The 21035-nt window shown below is 33.4% G+C and carries 21 protein-coding genes; 20 read left to right on the top strand and 1 reads right to left on the bottom strand.

What is annotated here, in order from left to right:
* Nucleotides 1-7 precede the first annotated feature (7 nt).
* Entirely contained in the window at nucleotides 8-1735 is a 1728-nt protein-coding gene (locus C7J90_RS09525; RefSeq protein ID WP_158701921.1) for a DNA internalization-related competence protein ComEC/Rec2, read from the top strand.
* Between the two features lie 63 nt (nucleotides 1736-1798).
* Nucleotides 1799-2776 carry a DNA polymerase III subunit delta gene (gene holA, locus C7J90_RS09520; protein ID WP_416060878.1) on the top strand — a complete coding sequence of 326 codons (978 nt, stop codon included), beginning with the start codon at nucleotides 1799-1801 and terminating at the stop codon, nucleotides 2774-2776.
* A 601-nt stretch (nucleotides 2777-3377) separates the two neighbouring features.
* On the opposite strand, the gene rpsT is transcribed toward holA, so the two are convergent.
* A complete protein-coding gene (rpsT, locus tag C7J90_RS09515; protein WP_103209500.1) occupies nucleotides 3378-3626 on the bottom strand; it encodes a 30S ribosomal protein S20 in 249 nt (82 codons plus the stop codon).
* Nucleotides 3627-3875: 249 nt separating this feature from the next.
* On the opposite strand from rpsT, the gene lepA reads away from it, so the two are divergent.
* The 18 genes from lepA to era all read left to right on the top strand — a co-directional run bounded on the left by lepA (nucleotide 3876) and on the right by era (nucleotide 21032).
* Nucleotides 3876-5699: a translation elongation factor 4 gene (gene lepA, locus C7J90_RS09510; protein WP_103209498.1), complete on the top strand. Its 1824-nt coding sequence runs from the start codon at nucleotides 3876-3878 to the stop codon at nucleotides 5697-5699.
* 59 nt (nucleotides 5700-5758) lie between these two features.
* Nucleotides 5759-6880 carry a radical SAM family heme chaperone HemW gene (gene hemW / locus C7J90_RS09505; RefSeq protein ID WP_103209497.1) on the top strand — a complete coding sequence of 374 codons (1122 nt, stop codon included), beginning with the start codon at nucleotides 5759-5761 and terminating at the stop codon, nucleotides 6878-6880.
* 90 nt (nucleotides 6881-6970) lie between these two features.
* Nucleotides 6971-7960, top strand: a complete 990-nt coding sequence (hrcA, locus tag C7J90_RS09500; RefSeq protein ID WP_103209495.1) for a heat-inducible transcriptional repressor HrcA — start codon at nucleotides 6971-6973, stop codon at nucleotides 7958-7960.
* 39 nt (nucleotides 7961-7999) lie between these two features.
* Nucleotides 8000-8623, top strand: a complete 624-nt coding sequence (grpE, locus tag C7J90_RS09495; protein WP_103209493.1) for a nucleotide exchange factor GrpE — start codon at nucleotides 8000-8002, stop codon at nucleotides 8621-8623.
* Nucleotides 8624-8687: 64 nt separating this feature from the next.
* Nucleotides 8688-10517: a molecular chaperone DnaK gene (dnaK, locus tag C7J90_RS09490; protein WP_103209491.1), complete on the top strand. Its 1830-nt coding sequence runs from the start codon at nucleotides 8688-8690 to the stop codon at nucleotides 10515-10517.
* Nucleotides 10518-10625: 108 nt separating this feature from the next.
* Nucleotides 10626-11762: a molecular chaperone DnaJ gene (dnaJ, locus tag C7J90_RS09485; RefSeq protein WP_103209490.1), complete on the top strand. Its 1137-nt coding sequence runs from the start codon at nucleotides 10626-10628 to the stop codon at nucleotides 11760-11762.
* A 3-nt stretch (nucleotides 11763-11765) separates the two neighbouring features.
* Nucleotides 11766-12701 (top strand): 50S ribosomal protein L11 methyltransferase, encoded by a 936-nt coding sequence (gene prmA / locus C7J90_RS09480; protein WP_103209488.1) that lies wholly within the window; start codon nucleotides 11766-11768, stop codon nucleotides 12699-12701.
* A complete protein-coding gene (locus tag C7J90_RS09475; protein ID WP_103209487.1) occupies nucleotides 12701-13447 on the top strand; it encodes a 16S rRNA (uracil(1498)-N(3))-methyltransferase in 747 nt (248 codons plus the stop codon). Before prmA ends, C7J90_RS09475 begins: the two co-directional genes overlap by 1 nt.
* Nucleotides 13448-13451: 4 nt before the next feature.
* The gene (gene mtaB / locus C7J90_RS09470; protein WP_103209485.1) at nucleotides 13452-14798 is read left to right on the top strand and encodes a tRNA (N(6)-L-threonylcarbamoyladenosine(37)-C(2))-methylthiotransferase MtaB; all 1347 of its coding nucleotides are present in this window, start codon (nucleotides 13452-13454) and stop codon (nucleotides 14796-14798) included.
* A gap of 155 nt (nucleotides 14799-14953) precedes the next feature.
* Nucleotides 14954-15130 carry a 30S ribosomal protein S21 gene (gene rpsU, locus C7J90_RS09465; protein WP_002471046.1) on the top strand — a complete coding sequence of 59 codons (177 nt, stop codon included), beginning with the start codon at nucleotides 14954-14956 and terminating at the stop codon, nucleotides 15128-15130.
* A 283-nt stretch (nucleotides 15131-15413) separates the two neighbouring features.
* Entirely contained in the window at nucleotides 15414-16127 is a 714-nt protein-coding gene (locus C7J90_RS09460) for an NfeD family protein (protein WP_103208093.1), read from the top strand.
* Between the two features lie 11 nt (nucleotides 16128-16138).
* Nucleotides 16139-17140: a flotillin-like protein FloA gene (gene floA, locus C7J90_RS09455; RefSeq protein WP_103208081.1), complete on the top strand. Its 1002-nt coding sequence runs from the start codon at nucleotides 16139-16141 to the stop codon at nucleotides 17138-17140.
* A gap of 15 nt (nucleotides 17141-17155) precedes the next feature.
* Nucleotides 17156-17770: a hypothetical protein gene (locus tag C7J90_RS09450; RefSeq protein WP_103208082.1), complete on the top strand. Its 615-nt coding sequence runs from the start codon at nucleotides 17156-17158 to the stop codon at nucleotides 17768-17770.
* Nucleotides 17771-17972: 202 nt separating this feature from the next.
* Nucleotides 17973-18917, top strand: a complete 945-nt coding sequence (locus tag C7J90_RS09445) for a PhoH family protein (protein ID WP_103208084.1) — start codon at nucleotides 17973-17975, stop codon at nucleotides 18915-18917.
* Nucleotide 18918: 1 nt separating this feature from the next.
* Nucleotides 18919-19383, top strand: a complete 465-nt coding sequence (ybeY, locus tag C7J90_RS09440; protein WP_103208085.1) for an rRNA maturation RNase YbeY — start codon at nucleotides 18919-18921, stop codon at nucleotides 19381-19383.
* Nucleotides 19380-19715: a diacylglycerol kinase family protein gene (locus tag C7J90_RS09435; RefSeq protein WP_103208087.1), complete on the top strand. Its 336-nt coding sequence runs from the start codon at nucleotides 19380-19382 to the stop codon at nucleotides 19713-19715. The genes ybeY and C7J90_RS09435 overlap by 4 nt, the downstream gene beginning before the upstream one ends.
* A gap of 15 nt (nucleotides 19716-19730) precedes the next feature.
* Nucleotides 19731-20132, top strand: coding sequence for a cytidine deaminase (gene cdd / locus C7J90_RS09430; protein ID WP_103208089.1), 402 nt, complete (start codon nucleotides 19731-19733; stop codon nucleotides 20130-20132).
* Between the two features lie 3 nt (nucleotides 20133-20135).
* On the top strand, nucleotides 20136-21032 hold the full coding sequence (gene era / locus C7J90_RS09425) for a GTPase Era (protein ID WP_103208090.1): 897 nt from the start codon (nucleotides 20136-20138) through the stop codon (nucleotides 21030-21032).
* Nucleotides 21033-21035 lie beyond the last annotated feature (3 nt).

Genomic DNA, 21035 nt, shown 5'->3' with positions numbered 1-21035 from the left:
AAATCTAATGAATCGAATAGAATATTATAAAAACATCGCAACTGAACGCATAATGAATTCAAATATTCATGGCAAGAGAACTATAATCGCACTTATTACAGGCCAAACTCAATTTTTAGATCACAATTATAGAGAGATTATACGTAGTCTCGGTATTTCTCATTTATATGCTATTAGCGGTACACACGTCGGTATATTTACGTTTCTGTTGAATAATCTTTTAAAACGAATGCCTATCCCTAGATTTATAGTTAAATTGACCCTTTTGATCATTTTACCGGTATTCTTAATTTTTACTGGTTATTCTCCAAGTGCCGAACGCGCTGTATTCATGACGATGTTAGGTTTAGTTTTTTCAAAATGGCTTCACATTGCTAGCCTTCATTTATTATTAGTCACATATTTGCTATTAAGCTTTTTTGAGCCTCAATTGCATTATCATATAGGATTCCAATTCTCTTTTACAATTTGTTTTTTACTTATCTTTTTACAAAAGTGCTATATACACTTATCATTTATTAAAGTCCTATTCATTACTAGTTTTCTTTCTACCATTGGAACACTAGCTATCTCATATCATCATTTGAATGAATTTCAATGGTTAGGCCTGATTACAAATGTATTTTTTATTCCATTGTATTGTACATTGATACTTCCCTTTGCATTTTGTACTGTTTTATTTGGCGTGATGGCCCCGCAATTACTCTTTTTATTTGAAGCCCCATTTTATATTTTATTTCACCTGGAGCAATGCTTAATATTTATATTTAATCCTATGACAGCTATACACTTTTTTATACCTCACGCTGGTGAAGTAGGTTATTTTATATTTGTAGTCTTCATGTTTATATTGATGCTTCTGTGTAAATATAATCGCTATTTTTTAGCGCTGTCTATGATGTTCGTTTTGATATACATGTCTTCAATTTTTATGACTCATCACGTTAATCGAATGACAGTTATCGATGTTGGTCAGGGAGATAGCATTTTATTTGAAAGTCAAAACGGTAAAAAACTAATGATCGACACAGGAGGTAAAAATGAAAGATTAAAAGCATTTAACTCAACTTATAATATTTCAGAAAAAAGAATATTACCATTGTTTAAGAAAAGAGGCATTCGAACAATTGATTATCTAGTCCTTACGCATGATCATCAAGACCATATTGGAGAACTAAAGCATTTAGTAGATGCGATTAAAATTAAACAAATTATCATTAACCCCAATAAGTTTGATAAAGAAAAGTTAAAAACAATCATACAACTATCGAATGAAAGAGATATTAAAGTTCAATCATACCTAAATCAACACCAAATTCAGTTAGGTGAATTTACATTCAAATTTTACAATACAGATATTCAAAATAGTGATGATCCGAACGAACATTCTATTGTCACATTAGCTAGCTTTAACAATATTGATACATTACTTATGGGAGATGCAACTGAATTAAATGAAAAACAGCTTTTATCAAAGTATTCATTACCGACAATTGAATTATTAAAAGTAGGTCATCACGGTAGTAAAACAAGTAGTTCTGAAAAATTTTTAAAAACAATTCATCCTAAAGTGGCATTAATTTCTTCTGGACAAAACAATGTTTATCATCTTCCTCATCCTGAAATTTTAAAAAGGTTGAACTCATTAGATATCAAAACATACAACACTTCCAAAAATAGCCATATATCTATCATTTTTCAAGATAATCATTACTTTATAACAAATGAGAAATAGTCATATAGTTGGATAAATCATGTTATAATAACGCTATTGATGATACGTTGGAAAGGAATTTAAATAATGTCTCAAATTAACGTTATTTATGGCGATGTGCCCGAATTGATTGAAAAAGAAACTGATCAACTCATCCAAAAATATCTAAAAAAGGTTCCAAAAGATGATTTTAACTTTGTTAAATATAACCTTTATGAAGCAAATATTAATCAAATAATGGAGGAAGCAATGACACTACCTCTATTTTCTGATAAAAAAGTTGTGCTAGTACAAAATGCATTTATTTTCACAGGAGAAAAAATACCTCAAGAGATGAAAACATCATTGACACAACTCATTAATTTTGTTGAAAATTATGATTCCGACACTTTAATGATATTTCAGGTGCATTCTCTGAAATTAGACGAAAGAAAAAAATTAGTTAAATCGGTTAAAAAAGTGGCTAATATCAAAAAAATCGAGCAATTGTCAGAAGAAGAGATGAAAGCATGGATATCTTCTTATTTGCAAAAAGAAAGTAAAGCAATTAATCAAGAAGAACTTGAATACTTTTTGGGTCTAACAGGCATTCACTATCGCATTATTCAACAAGAACTCGATAAACTATTACTTTATATTGGGGAACGACCTACGATTTCCAAAAAAGATATTGAACTCATTGTGAATCGTAGTTTAGAACAAAATGTGTTTTTATTAACTGAATACATTCAAAAAGGGCAAAAAGAAAAAGCCATTTCACTTATGAAAGACTTGATTCAATTAAAGGAAGAACCTATTAAGTTATTGGCATTAATTACAAGTACATACAGAATTTACTATCAAACCAAAATACTCAGTGAAAAAGGGTATAGCCCTACCCAAATTGCCAAAACGATAAATGTTCATCCATATCGCGTTAAACTTGCACTCAGTCAATCTAGAAAATACCATTTAAAATCACTTTTAGAAGTGATTAATAAGTGTGCTGAAACAGATTATAAACTTAAATCTTCTTATTTAGATAAAGCCTTAATATTAGAACTATTTATATTATCTGTATAAAAAACATAGTCTTCGGTAAAGAATCTAAGAGCGGCTCATTTTAGAAAAACGATAACTGCTAGTTTAACCATTATAATATGTAAAAAGTCAACCACCTTCTTGCAGCTGATTAGTAACGTCCTATATAGTGAAGCGTATACTTCGAATCAACATCTATAAAAAAGGTTCTATAGTAAATCGGACTGGTCGCATTAAATTAAGGCGTTATGCAATAATGGATTGCTTAACGCCTTTTTTGTTGTGTGTTCATAAAGTCTTGAACATTAATGCCTCTTTTAATACAACATAAATCAGTAAAATTGAGTTGGTAAAACATATTTTATAACTTAGGGGTGTGAATAAATATAGCACATTTGATTGTTTCCTAAGCCGAGACTTCTGAGGCATCTTGCCGTAACCGAAAATCCATTTTAAGATTGGGTAAGTTCAATCTTAAAATGAGTTGAGGTGAGGCGCCTAGAAAAGCGAGGCTTTATGGAACAATCAAATAAATGAAATTATTTATACACCAGTCCGATTTACTATAGAACCTAAAAAAACTGTCTACAAAGGCAATGGCCTTGTAGACAGTAGAACCTTGAGACTCCTCAAGGTTCAAGTATTATTTAGCTGACATTAATTTAGATTTCATTCGGTCAGCTTTGTTTGAATGTATTAAATGACTTTGTGATGCTTTGTCAATACGTTTAACAGCTTGACTAATTAATTCTTGTTTATTATCAGCGTTAGATTCAATTGCTTGTTTAGCACGTTTCACAGCTGAACGCATGTCATTTTTTTGAGAAATGTTTTTAAGTTCAGTTGTTTCTGTTTTTCTTACACGTTTAATAGCAGATTTAATATTTGGCATGTGAGACACCTCCTATAGTCTTCTTGGCATCAAAATGAATTTGATTACAACAAAATTTATTCTATCAAAAGTCATAGTAATGTGCAATGATTATTTCTAAATGATGCTGTTTTTATAATCAAAAAATGTATACTTTGATTTAACACATGACTTGAATGAGTGATTTGCATTTATAGTCTAAAAACGTTATCATATCAAAGATGTAATAGTTATATAAGTTGGGAACTTAATGAAAGTGAGTAGAATGATATGGATAATCAAGAACGAATCAATAGACTGAAATATATCAGAAACTTTTCAATCATTGCACATATCGATCACGGGAAATCAACACTTGCTGATAGAATACTTGAAAATACGAAATCAGTTGAATCTCGTGAGATGCAAGCACAATTGTTAGATTCTATGGATCTGGAAAGAGAACGTGGTATTACAATTAAACTTAATGCAGTACGATTAAAGTACGATGCTAAAGATGGTGAAACTTATACTTTTCATTTGATTGATACACCAGGACATGTCGATTTTACATATGAAGTGTCTCGATCACTTGCAGCATGTGAAGGTGCTATTCTTGTAGTCGATGCAGCTCAAGGCATAGAAGCACAAACTTTAGCAAACGTATATTTAGCACTCGATAATGATTTAGAGTTGGTACCTGTTATCAATAAAATTGATTTACCAGCAGCTGAACCAGAGCGTGTCAAAAATGAAGTAGAGGAAGTCATTGGGCTTGATAAAGATGATGCTGTATTAGCTAGCGCCAAGTCCAATATAGGTATTGAAGAAATTTTAGAAAAGATTGTTGAAATAGTCCCTCCACCAGAAGGAGATCCTAGCGCACCATTAAAAGCATTAATATTCGACTCTGAATATGATCCTTATAGAGGCGTTATTTCATCAATTAGAATTGTTGAAGGTGTCGTTAAGCCTGGTGACCAAATTAAAATGATGGCAACGGGCAAAACGTTTGAAGTTAACGAAGTAGGAATTAATACGCCTAAGCAGATGCCAACTGACGAATTATCAGTTGGTGACGTTGGATATATTATCGCAAATATTAAAAATGTAGATGATTCACGTGTAGGGGATACGATTACATTAGCAAATCATCCTGCCGACACCCCTTTAAAAGGATATAAAAAAATGAATCCTATGGTTTATTGTGGACTTTTTCCTATTGATAACAAAGATTACAATGACTTGCGTGAAGCTTTGGAAAAACTTCAACTCAACGATGCTTCTCTCGAATTTGAACCAGAGTCTTCTAAAGCACTTGGATTTGGATACCGAACTGGATTTTTAGGTATGTTGCATATGGAAATTATTCAGGAACGTATTGAACGCGAATTTGGTATTGAACTTATCGCAACAGCACCATCTGTAATTTATACTGTTCAACTTCGTAATGGTGATGAAATTTTGGTAGACAATCCAGCGCAAATGCCTGAGCGTGATCAAATTGAGAAAGTTTTTGAACCTTATGTTAAGGCTACAATGATGGTTCCAAATGACTATGTCGGTGCTGTAATGGAACTTTGCCAACGTAAACGTGGACAGTTTATAAATATGGATTATCTTGATGATATTCGTGTTAATATTGTTTATGAGCTGCCTTTATCTGAAGTCGTATTTGACTTTTTTGATCAATTAAAATCAAATACAAAAGGATATGCATCATTTGATTACGAATTCATCGAAAATAAAGAAAGTAATTTAGTTAAAATGGATATTTTATTAAATGGCGAAAAGGTCGATGCTTTAAGTTTTATTGTTCATAGAGACTTTGCATATGAACGTGGTAAGGTACTTGTTGAGAAATTAAAGACACTTATCCCAAGACAACAATTTGAAGTACCAGTCCAAGCAGCAATCGGGCATAAAATTGTTGCAAGAACAAATATCAAATCAATGGGTAAAAATGTTCTATCCAAATGTTATGGTGGAGACATTAGTCGTAAACGTAAATTATTAGAGAAACAAAAAGCTGGTAAAGCAAAAATGAAAGCTGTCGGCAATGTAGAAATACCACAAGATGCATTTTTAGCTGTTTTGAAAATGGACGAAGATTAGTGATATGCTCCCATTCCACATGATTCGATGTGGATGGGGGTGTTTTTTAAGGAGGACTTATGAGTATTAAAAGTGCATATATCCATATCCCTTTTTGTACCAAAATTTGTACTTACTGTGATTTTAATAAATATTTTATTCAAAACCAACCAGTGGATGATTATATCAACTGCTTAATTAAAGAAATGGAAAGCGCTCATACCACTCAATTAAATACAATATTTGTTGGAGGAGGTACTCCAACAGCACTCTCAGAAGTTCAACTCGAAACTTTACTGAACGCAATTGGGCGTCGATTTAATATTCGTGATGAATATACTTTTGAAGCTAATCCGGATGAATTGACAGAATCTAAAATTGCTTTATTAAAAAAGTATGGTGTCAATCGCTTATCATTAGGCGTTCAAACTTTTGATCCACATCTATTAAATTCATTAGGAAGAAGTCATCAACCAGAAGATATTTATAATGCCATAAAAATTGCACGGAAATACCAAATACCATCCATAAGTTTAGATTTAATGTACGATTTACCAGGTCAATCTTTGCAACAATTTGAAGATAGTTTAAATCAGGCGCTTCAATTAGATATTGACCATATTTCAAGTTATGGTTTAATCATCGAACCTCAAACTCAATTTTATAATTTATATCGCAAAGGCAAATTGAGTTTACCTGATGAAGATATTGGAGAAAATATGTACAAGTTATTAATTGATCGCATTCATAGAAGTGAATTACATCAGTATGAAATTTCGAATTTTGCAAAAAAGGGACATGAGTCAGTTCATAATCAAGTATATTGGAAAAATGAACATTATTATGGATTTGGTGCTGGTGCAAGTGGTTATATAGACAACGTAAGATATACAAATGTAAAGCCAGTTGGTCACTATATCAATAAGATTAAATCCAATCAGTTGCCAAGATTAACTGAATCCAAAATATCTATCAAAGAACAAATAGAAGAAGAAATGTTTTTAGGATTACGTATGACTAATGGCGTAAATAAGTCTAGATTTAAGAATAAATTTGGGCTTGAAGTTGAGGAGATATATCGCGATGAATTGAACCAGCTTTCAAGTGAAAATCTTATTATCAATAATAGTGAAAGTATTGCATTGACTGAGAGAGGTAAAGTCATTGGAAATGAAGTTTTTGAATCTTTTATTAAAATATAACTTTCCAATGCTTTAACATTGACTTACTTTGACCAATTTGTTAAATTATAGTTAGCACTTGATAGGGAAGAGTGCTAACGAGGTGAAAACATGATTACTCAGAGACAATTCAGTGTTTTAAATGCTATTGTTGAAGATTATGTTGAATTAGGGCATCCAATTGGCTCTAACACAATTATTCAAAGGCATGATTTAAATGTCAGCCCAGCAACAATTCGTAATGAAATGAAATTCTTAGAGGGCATGAAGTTGATTGAAAAGACACATTCATCATCTGGACGCATACCTTCTGAATCTGGATTTCGTGTATATGCCAAACAATTGTTAGAGCAACCCCTAAATGAAGATAGTGCTCATAATTTAGATATGTATGGAATGTTTATGGAACACCATTTTGACATTTCATCAACGTTGGAATATTTTGCTAGAGTATTTTCAAATCAATCGCACTATACAACATTAGTGATAGGACCAGACCACTCTAAAGCAACCATTCTAGACATACGATTAATCAAAGTTAGTCTTAAACATTTAATAGTAGTTTTAATATTTGATACTGGACACGTTAAGCAATTACACGTATCTGTTCAAGTCCCAATTAGTGACTTATCGATAACGAAGGTTTCAAATTTTATATCTCAAAACTACCAGGAATTTTTAAGAAACGGTCAAAAAAATCATATTGATGCGTACAGATTATTAGGTTTTAGTGATGAAGAGACTCAGTTATTGTTAAGGGTATATTTATTAATCCAGCAATATCAGTCTTCAGAATCATCTCGTGTGTATTTAGGTGGAAAAAATCAACTCATAGAAGGTCTAGATGAATCTACTGTAAGATCCATTCAACCTATTCTCAAGTACATTGAATCAAATCAGATTACTGATTTAATTCGGAATATTTCTGAAGATCCTATATCCATAAAGATTGGATCGGAAATTGAGTCGGATTTTCGAGATATAGCTATACTCACTAAACCCTATCAGATTGATGATAATGTCAAAGGCTACATTGCTGTAATTGGTCCTACTGCGATGCGTTATCAAAGTGTCATAAACTTATTAAATCTAATTTCATAAAATTTTAGAATCAATGGAACGTCTATTGGAGGTTTGAAAATGTCAGAAAACAACGAACCAATCAACCCAGATCAATCAAAAGATGAATCTCAAGTTGAATCGTCAGAAGCGATTTTAGAGAACGAAAAAAATCAGAATCAAACAGTTGAACAAACTGATGAAGAAAGTAAAACGCCATCTCAACAAGAAGAAAACGAAGAGATAGATCCTAAAGATGAAGAAATATCAAATTTGAAAGCTCAAGTTGAACAAGAACAGGAAAAGTACTTACGATTGTATGCTGAATTTGAGAATTATAAACGTCGCATTCAAAACGAAAGTGATATTCAAAAAAAATATCAATCTCAAAGCGTTTTAAGTGATATATTGCCTACACTAGATAATTTTGAACGCGCTTTAAAAATTGAAGGCGATGATGAATCTTTCGTATCATTAAAAAAAGGCGTTGAAATGGTTTATGAAAGTCTATTACAAGCTTTAAAAAATAATGGCTTAGAGCGAATTAAAGCTGAAGGTGAACAATTTGACCCTAATTATCATCAGGCAGTTGTTCAAGACGATAATCCTGATTTTGAATCCGGTGCCATTACAGAAGAATTACAACCCGGTTATCAATTAAAAGATCGCGTTTTACGCGCTTCAATGGTGAAAGTAAACCAATAATTTTTGACGAATAAATGGATATATGTAAAAATAATTATGTTTGAAAATTAGGAGGAATTTGAGTATGAGTAAAGTAATTGGAATTGACTTAGGTACAACTAACTCTTGTGTAGCTGTTTTAGAAGGAGATGAACCAAAAGTTATTCAAAACCCTGAAGGTGCAAGAACAACTCCATCAGTTGTTGCTTTTAAAAATGGTGAAACACAAGTAGGTGAAGTGGCAAAACGTCAAGCAATCACTAACCCTAACACGATTCAGTCAATTAAACGTCATATGGGGACACAACATAAAGAAAATATTGAAGGTAAAGATTATACACCACAAGAAATTTCAGCAATGATTTTACAAAACCTTAAAAACACTGCAGAAAGTTATTTAGGTGAAAAAGTTGAAAAAGCTGTTATAACTGTCCCTGCATATTTTAATGACAGTGAACGTCAAGCTACAAAAGATGCTGGTAAGATAGCCGGTCTTGAAGTAGAACGTATTATAAATGAGCCAACTGCTGCAGCATTGGCATACGGATTAGATAAAACTGATAAAGATGAAAAAGTTTTAGTATTTGACCTTGGTGGCGGTACATTTGACGTTTCTATCCTAGAATTAGGCGATGGTGTATTTGAAGTACTAGCTACTGCTGGTGATAATAAACTTGGTGGTGATGACTTTGACCAAGTTATTATTGATCACTTAGTCAATGAATTCAAATCAGAAAATGGTGTTGATTTATCTAAAGATAAAATGGCGCTTCAACGTCTAAAAGATGCAGCTGAAAAAGCTAAAAAAGACTTATCTGGTGTATCTTCAACACAAATTTCATTACCTTTCATATCTGCAGGAGAAGCGGGGCCATTACATTTAGAAACAACGTTATCACGTGCAAAATTTGAAGAATTATCTCATGAGTTAATTCAAAAAACTATGGGACCTACACGTCAAGCAATGAAAGATGCTGGATTATCTAACTCTGATATTGATGAAGTCATTTTAGTTGGTGGATCTACTCGTATTCCAGCAGTTCAAGAAGCAATTAAAAAAGAAATTGGCAAAGAACCAAACAAAGGTGTAAACCCTGACGAAGTAGTAGCTATGGGTGCTGCAATTCAAGGTGGCGTAATCACTGGTGACGTTAAGGATGTTGTTCTATTAGACGTAACACCTTTATCACTTGGTATTGAAATTATGGGTGGACGCATGAATACGCTAATTGAAAGAAACACAACAATCCCAACTTCAAAATCACAAGTTTATTCAACAGCGGCAGATAATCAACCAGCAGTAGATATCCATGTTCTACAAGGGGAACGTCCAATGGCTCAAGACAACAAAACGTTAGGTCGTTTCCAATTAACTGATATTCCACCAGCACCACGTGGTGTGCCTCAAATCGAAGTTACATTTGACATTGATAAAAATGGTATCGTTAACGTTACTGCTAAAGATTTAGGTACTAATAAAGAACAAAACATTACAATTGAATCTTCATCATCACTTTCAGACGAAGAAATTGATCGCATGGTGAAAGATGCAGAACAAAATGCTGAAGCTGACAAAAAACGACGCGAAGAAGTAGATTTACGTAACGAAGCTGATCAATTAGTCTTCCAAGTTGATAAAACATTAGAAGATCTTGGAGAAAATGTAAGTGAAGAAGATAAAAAAGATGCTCAAGATAAAAAAGATGCTTTAAAATCAGCGCTTGAAGGCGAAGATATTGAAGACATCAAAACTAAAAAATCTGAATTAGAACAAGTAATCCAACAATTATCTATGAAAGTTTATGAGCAAGCACAACAAGCAGCTCAAAATGCTCAAGGTAATGACGCTTCTCAACAAGATGATACAGTTGAAGATGCTGACTTTAAAGAAGTTAACGATGATGATAAAAAATAATGTATCACACGTTTTAAACTGACTATGACAAGTCGCTCAAAAAGGGGCTAGGACATTCATTCGTCCCAGCCTCTTTTTATCCTTATAAAATAAAAAGGGGAGATTGTATTGGCAAAAAGAGATTATTATGAAGTCTTAGGTGTTAATAAAGGTGCTTCTAAAGATGAAATCAAAAAAGCCTATCGTAAATTATCAAAAAAGTATCATCCAGATATTAATAAAGAAGAAGGCGCAGATGAAAAATTCAAAGAAATTAGCGAAGCATATGAAGTGCTAAGTGATGATAATAAGCGTGCAAACTATGATCAATTTGGTCATGCGGGGGCACAAAATGGTGGCTTCGGGCAAGGTTTTGGTGGTCAGGACTTTTCAGGTTTTGGCGGAGGCGGCTTCGAAGATATTTTCAGTTCATTCTTTGGTGGCGCTCAACGTCAACGTGATCCCAACGCACCTAGACGCGGCGATGATTTACAATATACGATGACTGTTACATTTGAAGAAGCTGTGTTTGGTACAGAAAAAGAAATCTCTATACGAAAAGATGTAACTTGTCACACTTGTGACGGTGATGGTGCCAAACCAGGTACTAAGAAAAAAACATGCTCATATTGTAATGGTGCGGGCCATGTATCAGTTGAACAAAATACTATTTTAGGTCGAGTTAGAACTGAAAAAGTGTGCCCTCAATGTAATGGGTCTGGTCAAGAATTTGAAGAAGCTTGCCCAACATGTCACGGTAAAGGAACAGAAACGAAAAATGTTAAATTGCAAGTCACTGTACCTGAAGGTGTAGACAATGATCAACAAATCAGATTAGCAAATCAAGGATCACCTGGCGAAAATGGTGGACCGTCTGGAGATTTATTTATTATCTTCCGTGTGAAACCGTCTGATAAATTTATCAGAGAAGGGGATGACATCCTATATAAACATAAAATCAGCTTTTCACAAGCTGCATTAGGAGATGAAGTTAAAATCCCAACACTAAATAGTCATGTTATGCTTACGATTCCTTCCGGCACACAGTCAGGAAAACAATTTCGCTTAAAAGGTAAAGGTGTCAAAAATGTACATGGCTATGGTTACGGCGACTTGTTTGTTAATATTATTGTCGAAACACCAACTAAATTAAATGACCGACAAAAAGATTTACTTAGAGAATTTGCAAGTGCAAGTGGCGAAGAAATAAGTGAGCAATCTTCTAATTTCAAAGATAAAGCTAGACGTTTCTTTAAAGGAGAATAAACTATGAATTGGATTGAACTTTCTGTTACTGTTAATCAAGATGCCGAAACGCTAGCCTCATCAATTCTACAGGACTTTGGTTCCAATGGTGTTGCGATTGAAGATTCTAATGAAATATATAAAGAACGAGAAGATCGATTCGGAGAAATTTTTGACCTGAACCCAGACGATTATCCAGAAAAGCATATCATTATTAAAGGTTATTTCAATGAAGAACAATATTATATCGGATTAAACAATCAAATTGAGCAACTTTTATTAAATAATGATATTGTTGACAAAACAGTGCTATCTATTCGAGCAACCGAAATAAAAGAATCAGATTGGGAAAATGAATGGAAAAATTACTTTCATCCTTTTCAAGCTTCAAGCCGCTTTTTCATCATTCCTAGTTGGGAATTAATCGAAAGAGACGATAAATATTTATATATCGAACTTGATCCAGGTATGGCTTTCGGCACTGGAGATCACCCTACAACAAGTTTGTGTTTAAAAGCATTAGAAAAAGTGATACAGCCTAAACATCGTGTCATTGATGTGGGTACTGGGTCAGGTATATTAAGTATTGCTTCTTTTCTTTTAGGCGCACAATCAATTAAAGCCATCGACTTAGATGAAATGGCTGTAAAAGTAGCTAAAGAAAATTTTGAAAAAAATCATTGCTTGCATGCTATTGAAACATCGACAGGAAATCTATTAGAAAATGAAGTCGAGACTTATGATGTTATTATTGCAAATATTTTGGCACATATAATCGAAAAAATGATACCTGATGCATATTCTCACTTAAATGCTAATGGTATATTTATTGCTTCAGGTATCATTGAAGAACGGGAAACAGACATCGTATCACAAATGAAAGAAGCTGGGTTTCAAATTCAAAACATTCAACGCGACAGTGGTTGGATATGTATTACAGGTCAGAAGGTGAAAATCTAATGCAACGTTATTTTTTAAAAGAAAACGCTGAATGTCATCAGCGTTTTTTTATCACTCAAAAAGAAGATATCCATCATATAAAAAATGTAATGCGTTTGTCAGTTAATGATGAAATTATTATTAACTTTTTAAATGGTACTTATAAATCTAAAATATTAAGCACAGATGATTCAATTGAAATCATGACAATGGAATTGATAAATATTCATACAGAACTACCTGTTGAGATTACAATTTGTAGCGGACTTATAAAGTCAGATAAATATGAGTGGCTCTTGCAAAAGGGAACAGAATTAGGTGCTACATCTTTTATAGCGACTCATATGGATCGTTCAATTGTTAAATTAACAGAATCTAAAGTGAATAAGAAACTTGATAGATGGCAAAAAATAGTCAAAGAAGCAGCTGAACAAAGTTATCGTCAAATGATTCCGGAAGTGAAATATATCTCGAATTTAAATGCTATTTATGATATGATAAACAAATATGACTATGTACTTATAGCATACGAAGAAACAGCCAAAAATGGTGAAAAATCTAATTTTAAAAAAGTTATCCAAAATTTAGATAAAGATTCCCATATTCTACTCATTTTCGGTCCTGAAGGTGGCTTTTCATCAGAAGAAATTAATTTATTCAGTGATAAAGCAATAAAAATTGCATTAGGGCCTAGAATTTTAAGAGCTGAAACTGCACCACTTTATGCATTAAGTGCTATAAGTTATGAAATAGATTTAATGGGGTGAATATATGTCAACAGTAGCTTTTCATACTTTAGGTTGTAAGGTTAACCATTATGAAACTGAGGCAATTTGGCAATTATTTAAAGAATCTTCATACGATCGCGTCGACTTTGAACAAAATGCAGACGTATTCGTTATTAATACATGCACGGTAACTAACACAGGAGATAAAAAGAGCCGTCAAATCATACGACGCGCCATTCGCAAAAATCCTGATGCTGTCATCTGTGTCACTGGATGTTATGCACAAACATCTTCAGCTGAAATTATGGAAATTCCTGGAGTCGATATCGTAGTTGGAACTCAAGACCGTCATAAGTTACTTACATATATTGAACAGTTTAATAAAGAACGCCAACCTATCAATGGTGTAAGTAATATAATGAAAAACCGTACTTACGAAGAATTAGATGTACCTTATTTTACAGACCGTACAAGAGCGTCTTTAAAGATTCAAGAAGGTTGTAACAATTTCTGTACATTTTGTATTATTCCATGGGCTCGTGGTTTAATGCGCTCACGTGATCCTGAAAAAGTGATTGAACAAGCCACACAGCTTGTTAATTCCGGTTATAAAGAAATAGTATTAACTGGTATTCATACAGGTGGTTATGGACAAGATTTAAAAAACTATAACTTAGCTCAACTCTTACGCGATCTTGAATCAGTTGATGGTCTTGAGCGAATACGTATCTCGTCAATTGAGGCAAGTCAACTAACAGATGAAGTCATCGAAGTACTTAAACAATCTCAAAAAGTGGTAAGACACCTTCATGTCCCTCTACAATCTGGTTCGGATACTGTACTTAAGAGAATGCGACGTAAATACTCTATGTCACACTTTTCAGAGCGGTTACAAAAACTACATGCTGCTCTTCCTGGGTTAGCCGTTACGAGTGATGTTATTGTAGGATTTCCCGGCGAAACAGAAGCGGAATTTCAAGAAACTTATGATTTTATAGTACAACATCAATTTTCAGAATTACATGTTTTTCCATATTCGCCAAGAATTGGCACACCAGCTGCACGGATGGATAATCAAATTGATGAAAACATCAAAAACAAGCGTGTTCACAAACTCATTGAATTAAGTAATCAACTTGCTAAAACTTATGCATCACGCTTTGAAAATAGCGTTTTAGAAGTAATCCCTGAAGAAAAAGGGTCTCGCGATGGCGTTTTAGTCGGTTATGCTGATAATTATATGAAGGTTGAGTTTGAAGGTCATGAATCTTTAATTGGCGAGATTTGTAAAGTAAAAGTTAAAAAATCTGGATATCCACTTAACAAAGGTGCTTTAATACGCACTGTTCAGCATGCTTCAAACGACACAGAACAAAAAGTATTAGTTTGATAGCTTAGATCATTCAAATTTAAAATTTTATTAAAAAAATGTAACTTTGTAGATTGACCAATATAAAGATTTAATTTATACTAATGTTTACATGGTTGAATAATCATGCAAATAAGATTAAAGCTTTCTTGATATTTGGAGGGAGGGAAATACAGATGTCTAAAACAGTAGTTCGTAAAAACGAATCATTAGAAGATGCATTACGTCGTTTTAAACGATCAGTTTCAAAAAGCGGTACAATTCAAGAAGTTCGTAAGCGCGAATTTTATGAAAAACCGAGTGTTAAACGTAAGAAAAAATCTGAAGCTGCACGTAAGCGTAAATTCAGATAATTAATTTTGTGTTGAACTCCCTCAACATTAAGATTAATATATATAGAGATTGAAACTATAGCTTGCTAATGGGATTCTAAATAGGCTTCCTGTAGCAAATGTCTAAAGGTTTCAATCTCTTTTTTCATAAACACATCTTATTAACATAGTGTCTTAATCCTTTTTGCTTATATTATTTGAAATAATATACTCCCAAAAGTTTAAATTTTACTTAAATATAGGAATTCAACTATTAGATTTTATTTTTTTAATGTATACTACTAAGTATGAAAGTGAGGTGCAAATGCTTATTATAATAATTATACATACACTCGGTCACTTTTCTGTATTCCAAAAGTCAAGTTTGTTTCTCGATATTGCAAACTGGCTAACATCACAAGAGGTGTCGTTATTTCTAACTTGTATCACTTTTTTAGGCTTTCTTTACCAACTTTATTCACGTCGAATCAATTTTGCGGGGATTGTTGGTTTCATAGCCTTATTAATGATTTTTTTAGGCTTTATCATTCAAGGTAGTATCTCATTAGTGACGCTTTCAACTTTTATTATTGGTGTTTTATTTATAGTCATTGAACTCTTTATAGTAGGAGCAATACTTGGAATTATTGGATTGTTACTTGTTACATTTAGTTTGATTACAATGGGTGACAATCTTTCAATGATGTTATTCAATGTAATCATCGCTATGATATTAACAGTAATTGAATGGGTGATTTTAGTGAAATTTTTCAAAAAAAGAATTAGTCTGTTTGATCAAGTGGTTTTAAAAGATTCGACAAGCAAAGAATCTGGTTATACATCACACAATGATAACACATATTTAGTAGGTCAAAATGCAACAACATTAACCGACCTACGTCCTTCTGGTATTATTGTCTTAGATAATCAACGTATCGATGCGGTTTCTGAAGGATCATTTATTATGAAAGATACCGCAGTAAAAATTATTGAAGTCGAAGGAACACGTGTTGTAGTTAGAGAACAAAATTCAAAATAAGGAGTGTCAATATGATATCATCAAGCGTTATTACAATTATTGTAATTGCTGTATTAGTATTAATTGCATTATTAATCTTATTCTCATTTGTGCCTGTTGGTTTATGGATTTCTGCATTAGCCGCGGGTGTGAGAGTTGGAATCGGAACACTTATAGGGATGCGTTTACGTCGCGTTTCACCGCGTAAAGTTATCGGCCCTTTAATTAAAGCCCATAAAGCAGGGCTTCAGCTTACAACGAATCAATTGGAGTCGCATTATCTTGCAGGAGGTAATGTAGACCGTGTTGTAGATGCGAATATAGCAGCGCAACGTGCAGATATTGATCTTCCATTTGAGCGAAGTGCAGCTATCGATTTAGCTGGTCGTGATGTTTTAGAAGCAGTGCAAATGTCTGTTAATCCTAAAGTAATCGAAACACCGTTTATAGCCGGTGTAGCTATGGATGGTATTGAAGTCAAAGCAAAAGCAAGAATTACAGTGCGTGCGAATATTTCACGTTTAGTAGGTGGTGCGGGTGAAGATACAATCATCGCTCGTGTAGGTGAAGGGATTGTATCTACTATCGGTTCAAGTGACCGCCATACTGAAGTCCTTGAAAATCCAGACAGTATTTCAAAAACTGTTCTAAGTAAAGGGTTAGACTCAGGTACAGCTTTTGAAATTTTATCAATAGATATAGCTGACGTTGATATTAGTAAAAATATCGGTGCAGATTTACAAACTGAGCAAGCTATTGCAGATAAAAATATCGCTCAAGCTAAAGCTGAAGAACGTCGTGCAATGGCAGTAGCACAAGAACAAGAAATGAAAGCACGCGTTCAAGAAATGCATGCTAAAGTTGTTGAAGCTGAAGCAGAAGTACCACTGGCGATGGCCGAAGCATTACGTTCTGGTAATATTGGCGTTAAAGATTATTACAACTTAAAAAATATTGAAGCTGATACAGGCATGAGAGAAGCAATCAATAAAAGTGCACAACCTAATGAAAATACACCTAAAACAGATCAATAAAAATGAGGTGATTTCATGAGTATAGGTACTATTATATTTATCATTACTGTCATTATTTCCATTATTAGTGCTGTTAATGATAAAAGTCACAAAAAGCGACAAGAGCAAAAGAAACCTCAACCGACTTCAACTTCTAAAGCTGATCAAAATGAGACCTTTTTAGATAAAGTACAAAGAAAAGTGAAAGAAGCTGAAGCAGAACTTTTAAGTGAAGAAACTGAAACATCAAAGCCGCAATCTGAAAAAAAGCAGCCCTATGAACCGAATGCTCCAAAGCAAAGAACTGACGAGAAACAAAAGCCCTCATGGACAAGGCAAACAGCATCCCGTAGAAAGACGGATGATTCATCAAATGAAACACCATTAAAAGAAATACTAAATGAACAATTATCTCATTTAGAAAAAGAAATTGATTTAGAACGTGTTAAACAAAAAGAATATATCGAAAAAAGAGCTTATGATATTTTAAATGATAAATATTTATCTGAACGTACAAAACGTTTGAAGTTACAACAACTTAGAACACCTCAAAATAATCAAAGCACAAATGAATCATTAACATTTTCAAAAGATCCTGTCGTAAATGGCATCATTTGGTCTGAAATCATCAACAAACCAAAACAACTTTAACACGAAATCAATAACAAGCATCTTTTGAAATGAAAAGCTAAGGCGTTTAATGTCTTAGCTTTTTCTATTTTCAATTTACGTACCATTCAAGAATAAAGTCTAAAATCATGATATAATAACGATGCATTGGCTATTAACAATTGCAACTCGTATTTTAAATTTGATACATTAAACTTAAGATTATTTGTAAAGGAGCTACTTTATGCCTGGAATCATTCAGATTGATGATATTCATCAAGCACAAGCTTTATTAGGAAACCATGATGAACATATTAAACTCCTTGAGGAAGCATTTGATGTAGTAATACACGCGAGAGGTCAAGAAGTCGCAGTTAAAGGGGCTCAAATAGAAGAAGTGACGCAGGCTGAATGCGTTTTACGTAATTTATTAAAAGTGATTGAACAAGGAGCTTCAATTACTGTCAAAGATGTCCAAGCCGCGATAAAAATGGCTAAAAATGGCCAAATTGAGCATTTAATCGATCTTTATGAAGAAGAAATCACTAAAGATGCTTTCGGTAAAACAATACGCGCTAAAACAATGGGACAACGTATGTATATCCATGCAATGAAAAAAAATGATATGGTTTTTGGTATTGGTCCAGCAGGTACAGGTAAAACATTTTTAGCAGTTGTTTATGCTGCCAAAACATTACGTGCAGGCAAAGTTAAACGCATTGTTTTAACACGACCAGCTGTTGAAGCTGGAGAATCGTTAGGGTTCCTACCGGGAGATTTAAAAGAAAAGGTAGACCCTTATTTGAGACCTCTATATGATGGTTTAAACACCGTATTAGGTGCCGAGCAAACAGCAAGGCTCATTGAGAGAGGTGTGATTGAAATCGCACCTCTAGCGTACATGCGCGGACGTACTTTAGACGATGCTTTTGTTATTTTGGATGAAGCTCAAAATACCACACATGCTCAAATGAAAATGTTTTTAACACGATTAGGATTTGGCTCTAAAATGGTGGTGACTGGTGATAAAACGCAAATCGATTTACCAAAAGGGATTAAAAGCGGTCTAATTGAAGCCGAGCAGCGCCTTAAAGGTATTAAAGGGTTAAGTATTCAGCAACTCGATGAAACAGATGTTGTTCGCCACCCACTTGTAGGTCGTATTATTACTAAATATGAGGAGGAGTAGTATGTTCACAATTGACTTTAGTGATCACACACAAAATGTTGATCCAAAGTGGTATGAGCATATTCGTGAATTACTTAACTTTGCTAAAACAAAAGAAGGTATTTCAGAAGATGCTGAACTCTCTGTAACATTTGTTGACGAGGAAGAAATTCAGGCTATTAATAAAGAGTATCGAAATAAAGACCGTGTTACTGACGTTATTTCATTTGCGTTTGAAGAGCAAGAAGAGCTTTTTGAAGGTGTCGATTTGCCTCGTGTATTAGGTGATATTATTATTTGTACTGATGTAGCAAAGGCTCAAGCAAATGAATATAATCATTCATTTGAACGTGAATTAGGCTTTTTAGCATTACACGGATTTTTGCATTTATTAGGCTACGATCATATGAATGATGAAGAAGAACGAGAAATGTTCGGTCGACAAAAAATAATTCTCAATGATTTTGGTTTAACGAGAGACTCATGAAGCGTTTTAAATATGCCTTTGAGGGCGGTAAAATACTCTTAAAAAAAGATCCAAATTTCACCTATCATTTGATTTGTGGGTTAGTCGTTTTGATACTTGCCATTATCTTTCAAGTCAATCAATTCGAATGGTTGTTTTTAATTTTAGCAACCTTTTTAGTTTGGACTACAGAAGCAATTAATACAGCGATTGAATTCACAGTCGACCTTGTTACAGATAAATATCATCCATTAGCAAAATATGCTAAAGATATTGCAGCATTCAGCGTGTTAATATCATCTGTTTTTGCAATAATAGTAGCTTGCATTATCTTTATACCTAAAATAATATAAATCAGGAGAACTTTTATGGAGTATACAAATAAACATTATGAAGAAGTTAGAAAAGCACAACAAAAAGCTTATGCACCTTATAGTGGATTTAAAGTGGGAGCTTATTTAATTACTAAGGATGGTCGAACATTTCATGGTGCAAATGTTGAAAATGCTGCCTATCCATCTTGCATATGTGCCGAGCGTTCTGCTTTAGTGGCAGCCATTTCAGAAGGGTACAGACCTGGAGATTTCGAGTCCATTACTATTACAGTAGATAGTCCTTCATTGGCATCACCATGTGGACCTTGCCGTCAAGTCTTAAAAGAATTATGCGACGATGAAATGCCAGTATATATGACAAATCAAACTGGTGAGATGAGAGCATCTACTGTGGATCAATTATTGCCATACGGCTTTTCAGGAAAGGATTTATAAATCATGACAAGTTACAAATCAGGATTTGTTACAATTATTGGTCGACCAAATGTTGGGAAATCAACATTTGTCAATCGTGTAATAGGTCATAAAATAGCAATTATGTCTGACAAAGCACAAACAACACGCAATAAAATTCAAGGTGTTATGACTGAGAAAGATGCTCAAATAATATTTTTAGACACCCCTGGTATTCATAAGCCTAAGCATAAATTAGGAGATTATATGATGAAAGTAGCTAAAAATACCCTTTCAGAAATTGATTGCGTGATGTTTATGGTTAACGTCAATGAGCCTATTGGGCGAGGAGACCAATACATTATGGACATGTTAAAACATTTAAAAACACCTGTATTTTTAGTTTTAAATAAAATCGACTTGATTCACCCAGATCAATTGATGCCCATTATTGATTCATATAAAAAATATATGGATTTTGCAGAAATCATTCCAATTTCAGCGTTAGAAGGTCATAATGTCGATCACTTCATCTCAGTATTAAAAAATTATCTACCTGAGGGTCCAAAGTACTATCCTGACGGTCAAATATCTGATCATCCTGAGCAATTTGTAGTGAGTGAATTAATACGCGAAAAAATTCTTGAAACAACAACTGAAGAAATTCCTCACTCAATAGGCGTTAATGTTGAACGTATGATTCGAGAAAGCGAAGATCGCGTAACAGTTGAAGCAATTATATATGTCGAACGTGATTCTCAAAAAGGAATTATCATAGGTAAGGGTGGCAAGAAATTAAAAACTATTGGTCAACGTGCACGCCATGATATTGAATATCTTCTTGGCTCAAAAGTTTATCTTGATTTGTGGGTAAAAGTTCAAAAAGATTGGCGCAACAAATCTAAATTTATAAAGCAAATGGGCTATGTTGAAGATGAGTAATTA

The sequence above is a fragment of the Staphylococcus felis genome (genome assembly GCF_003012915.1).
GTDB lineage: Bacteria > Bacillota > Bacilli > Staphylococcales > Staphylococcaceae > Staphylococcus > Staphylococcus felis.
Note: the sequence above shows the minus strand (reverse complement) of the source record. Positions and strands in the feature narration are given on the sequence as shown.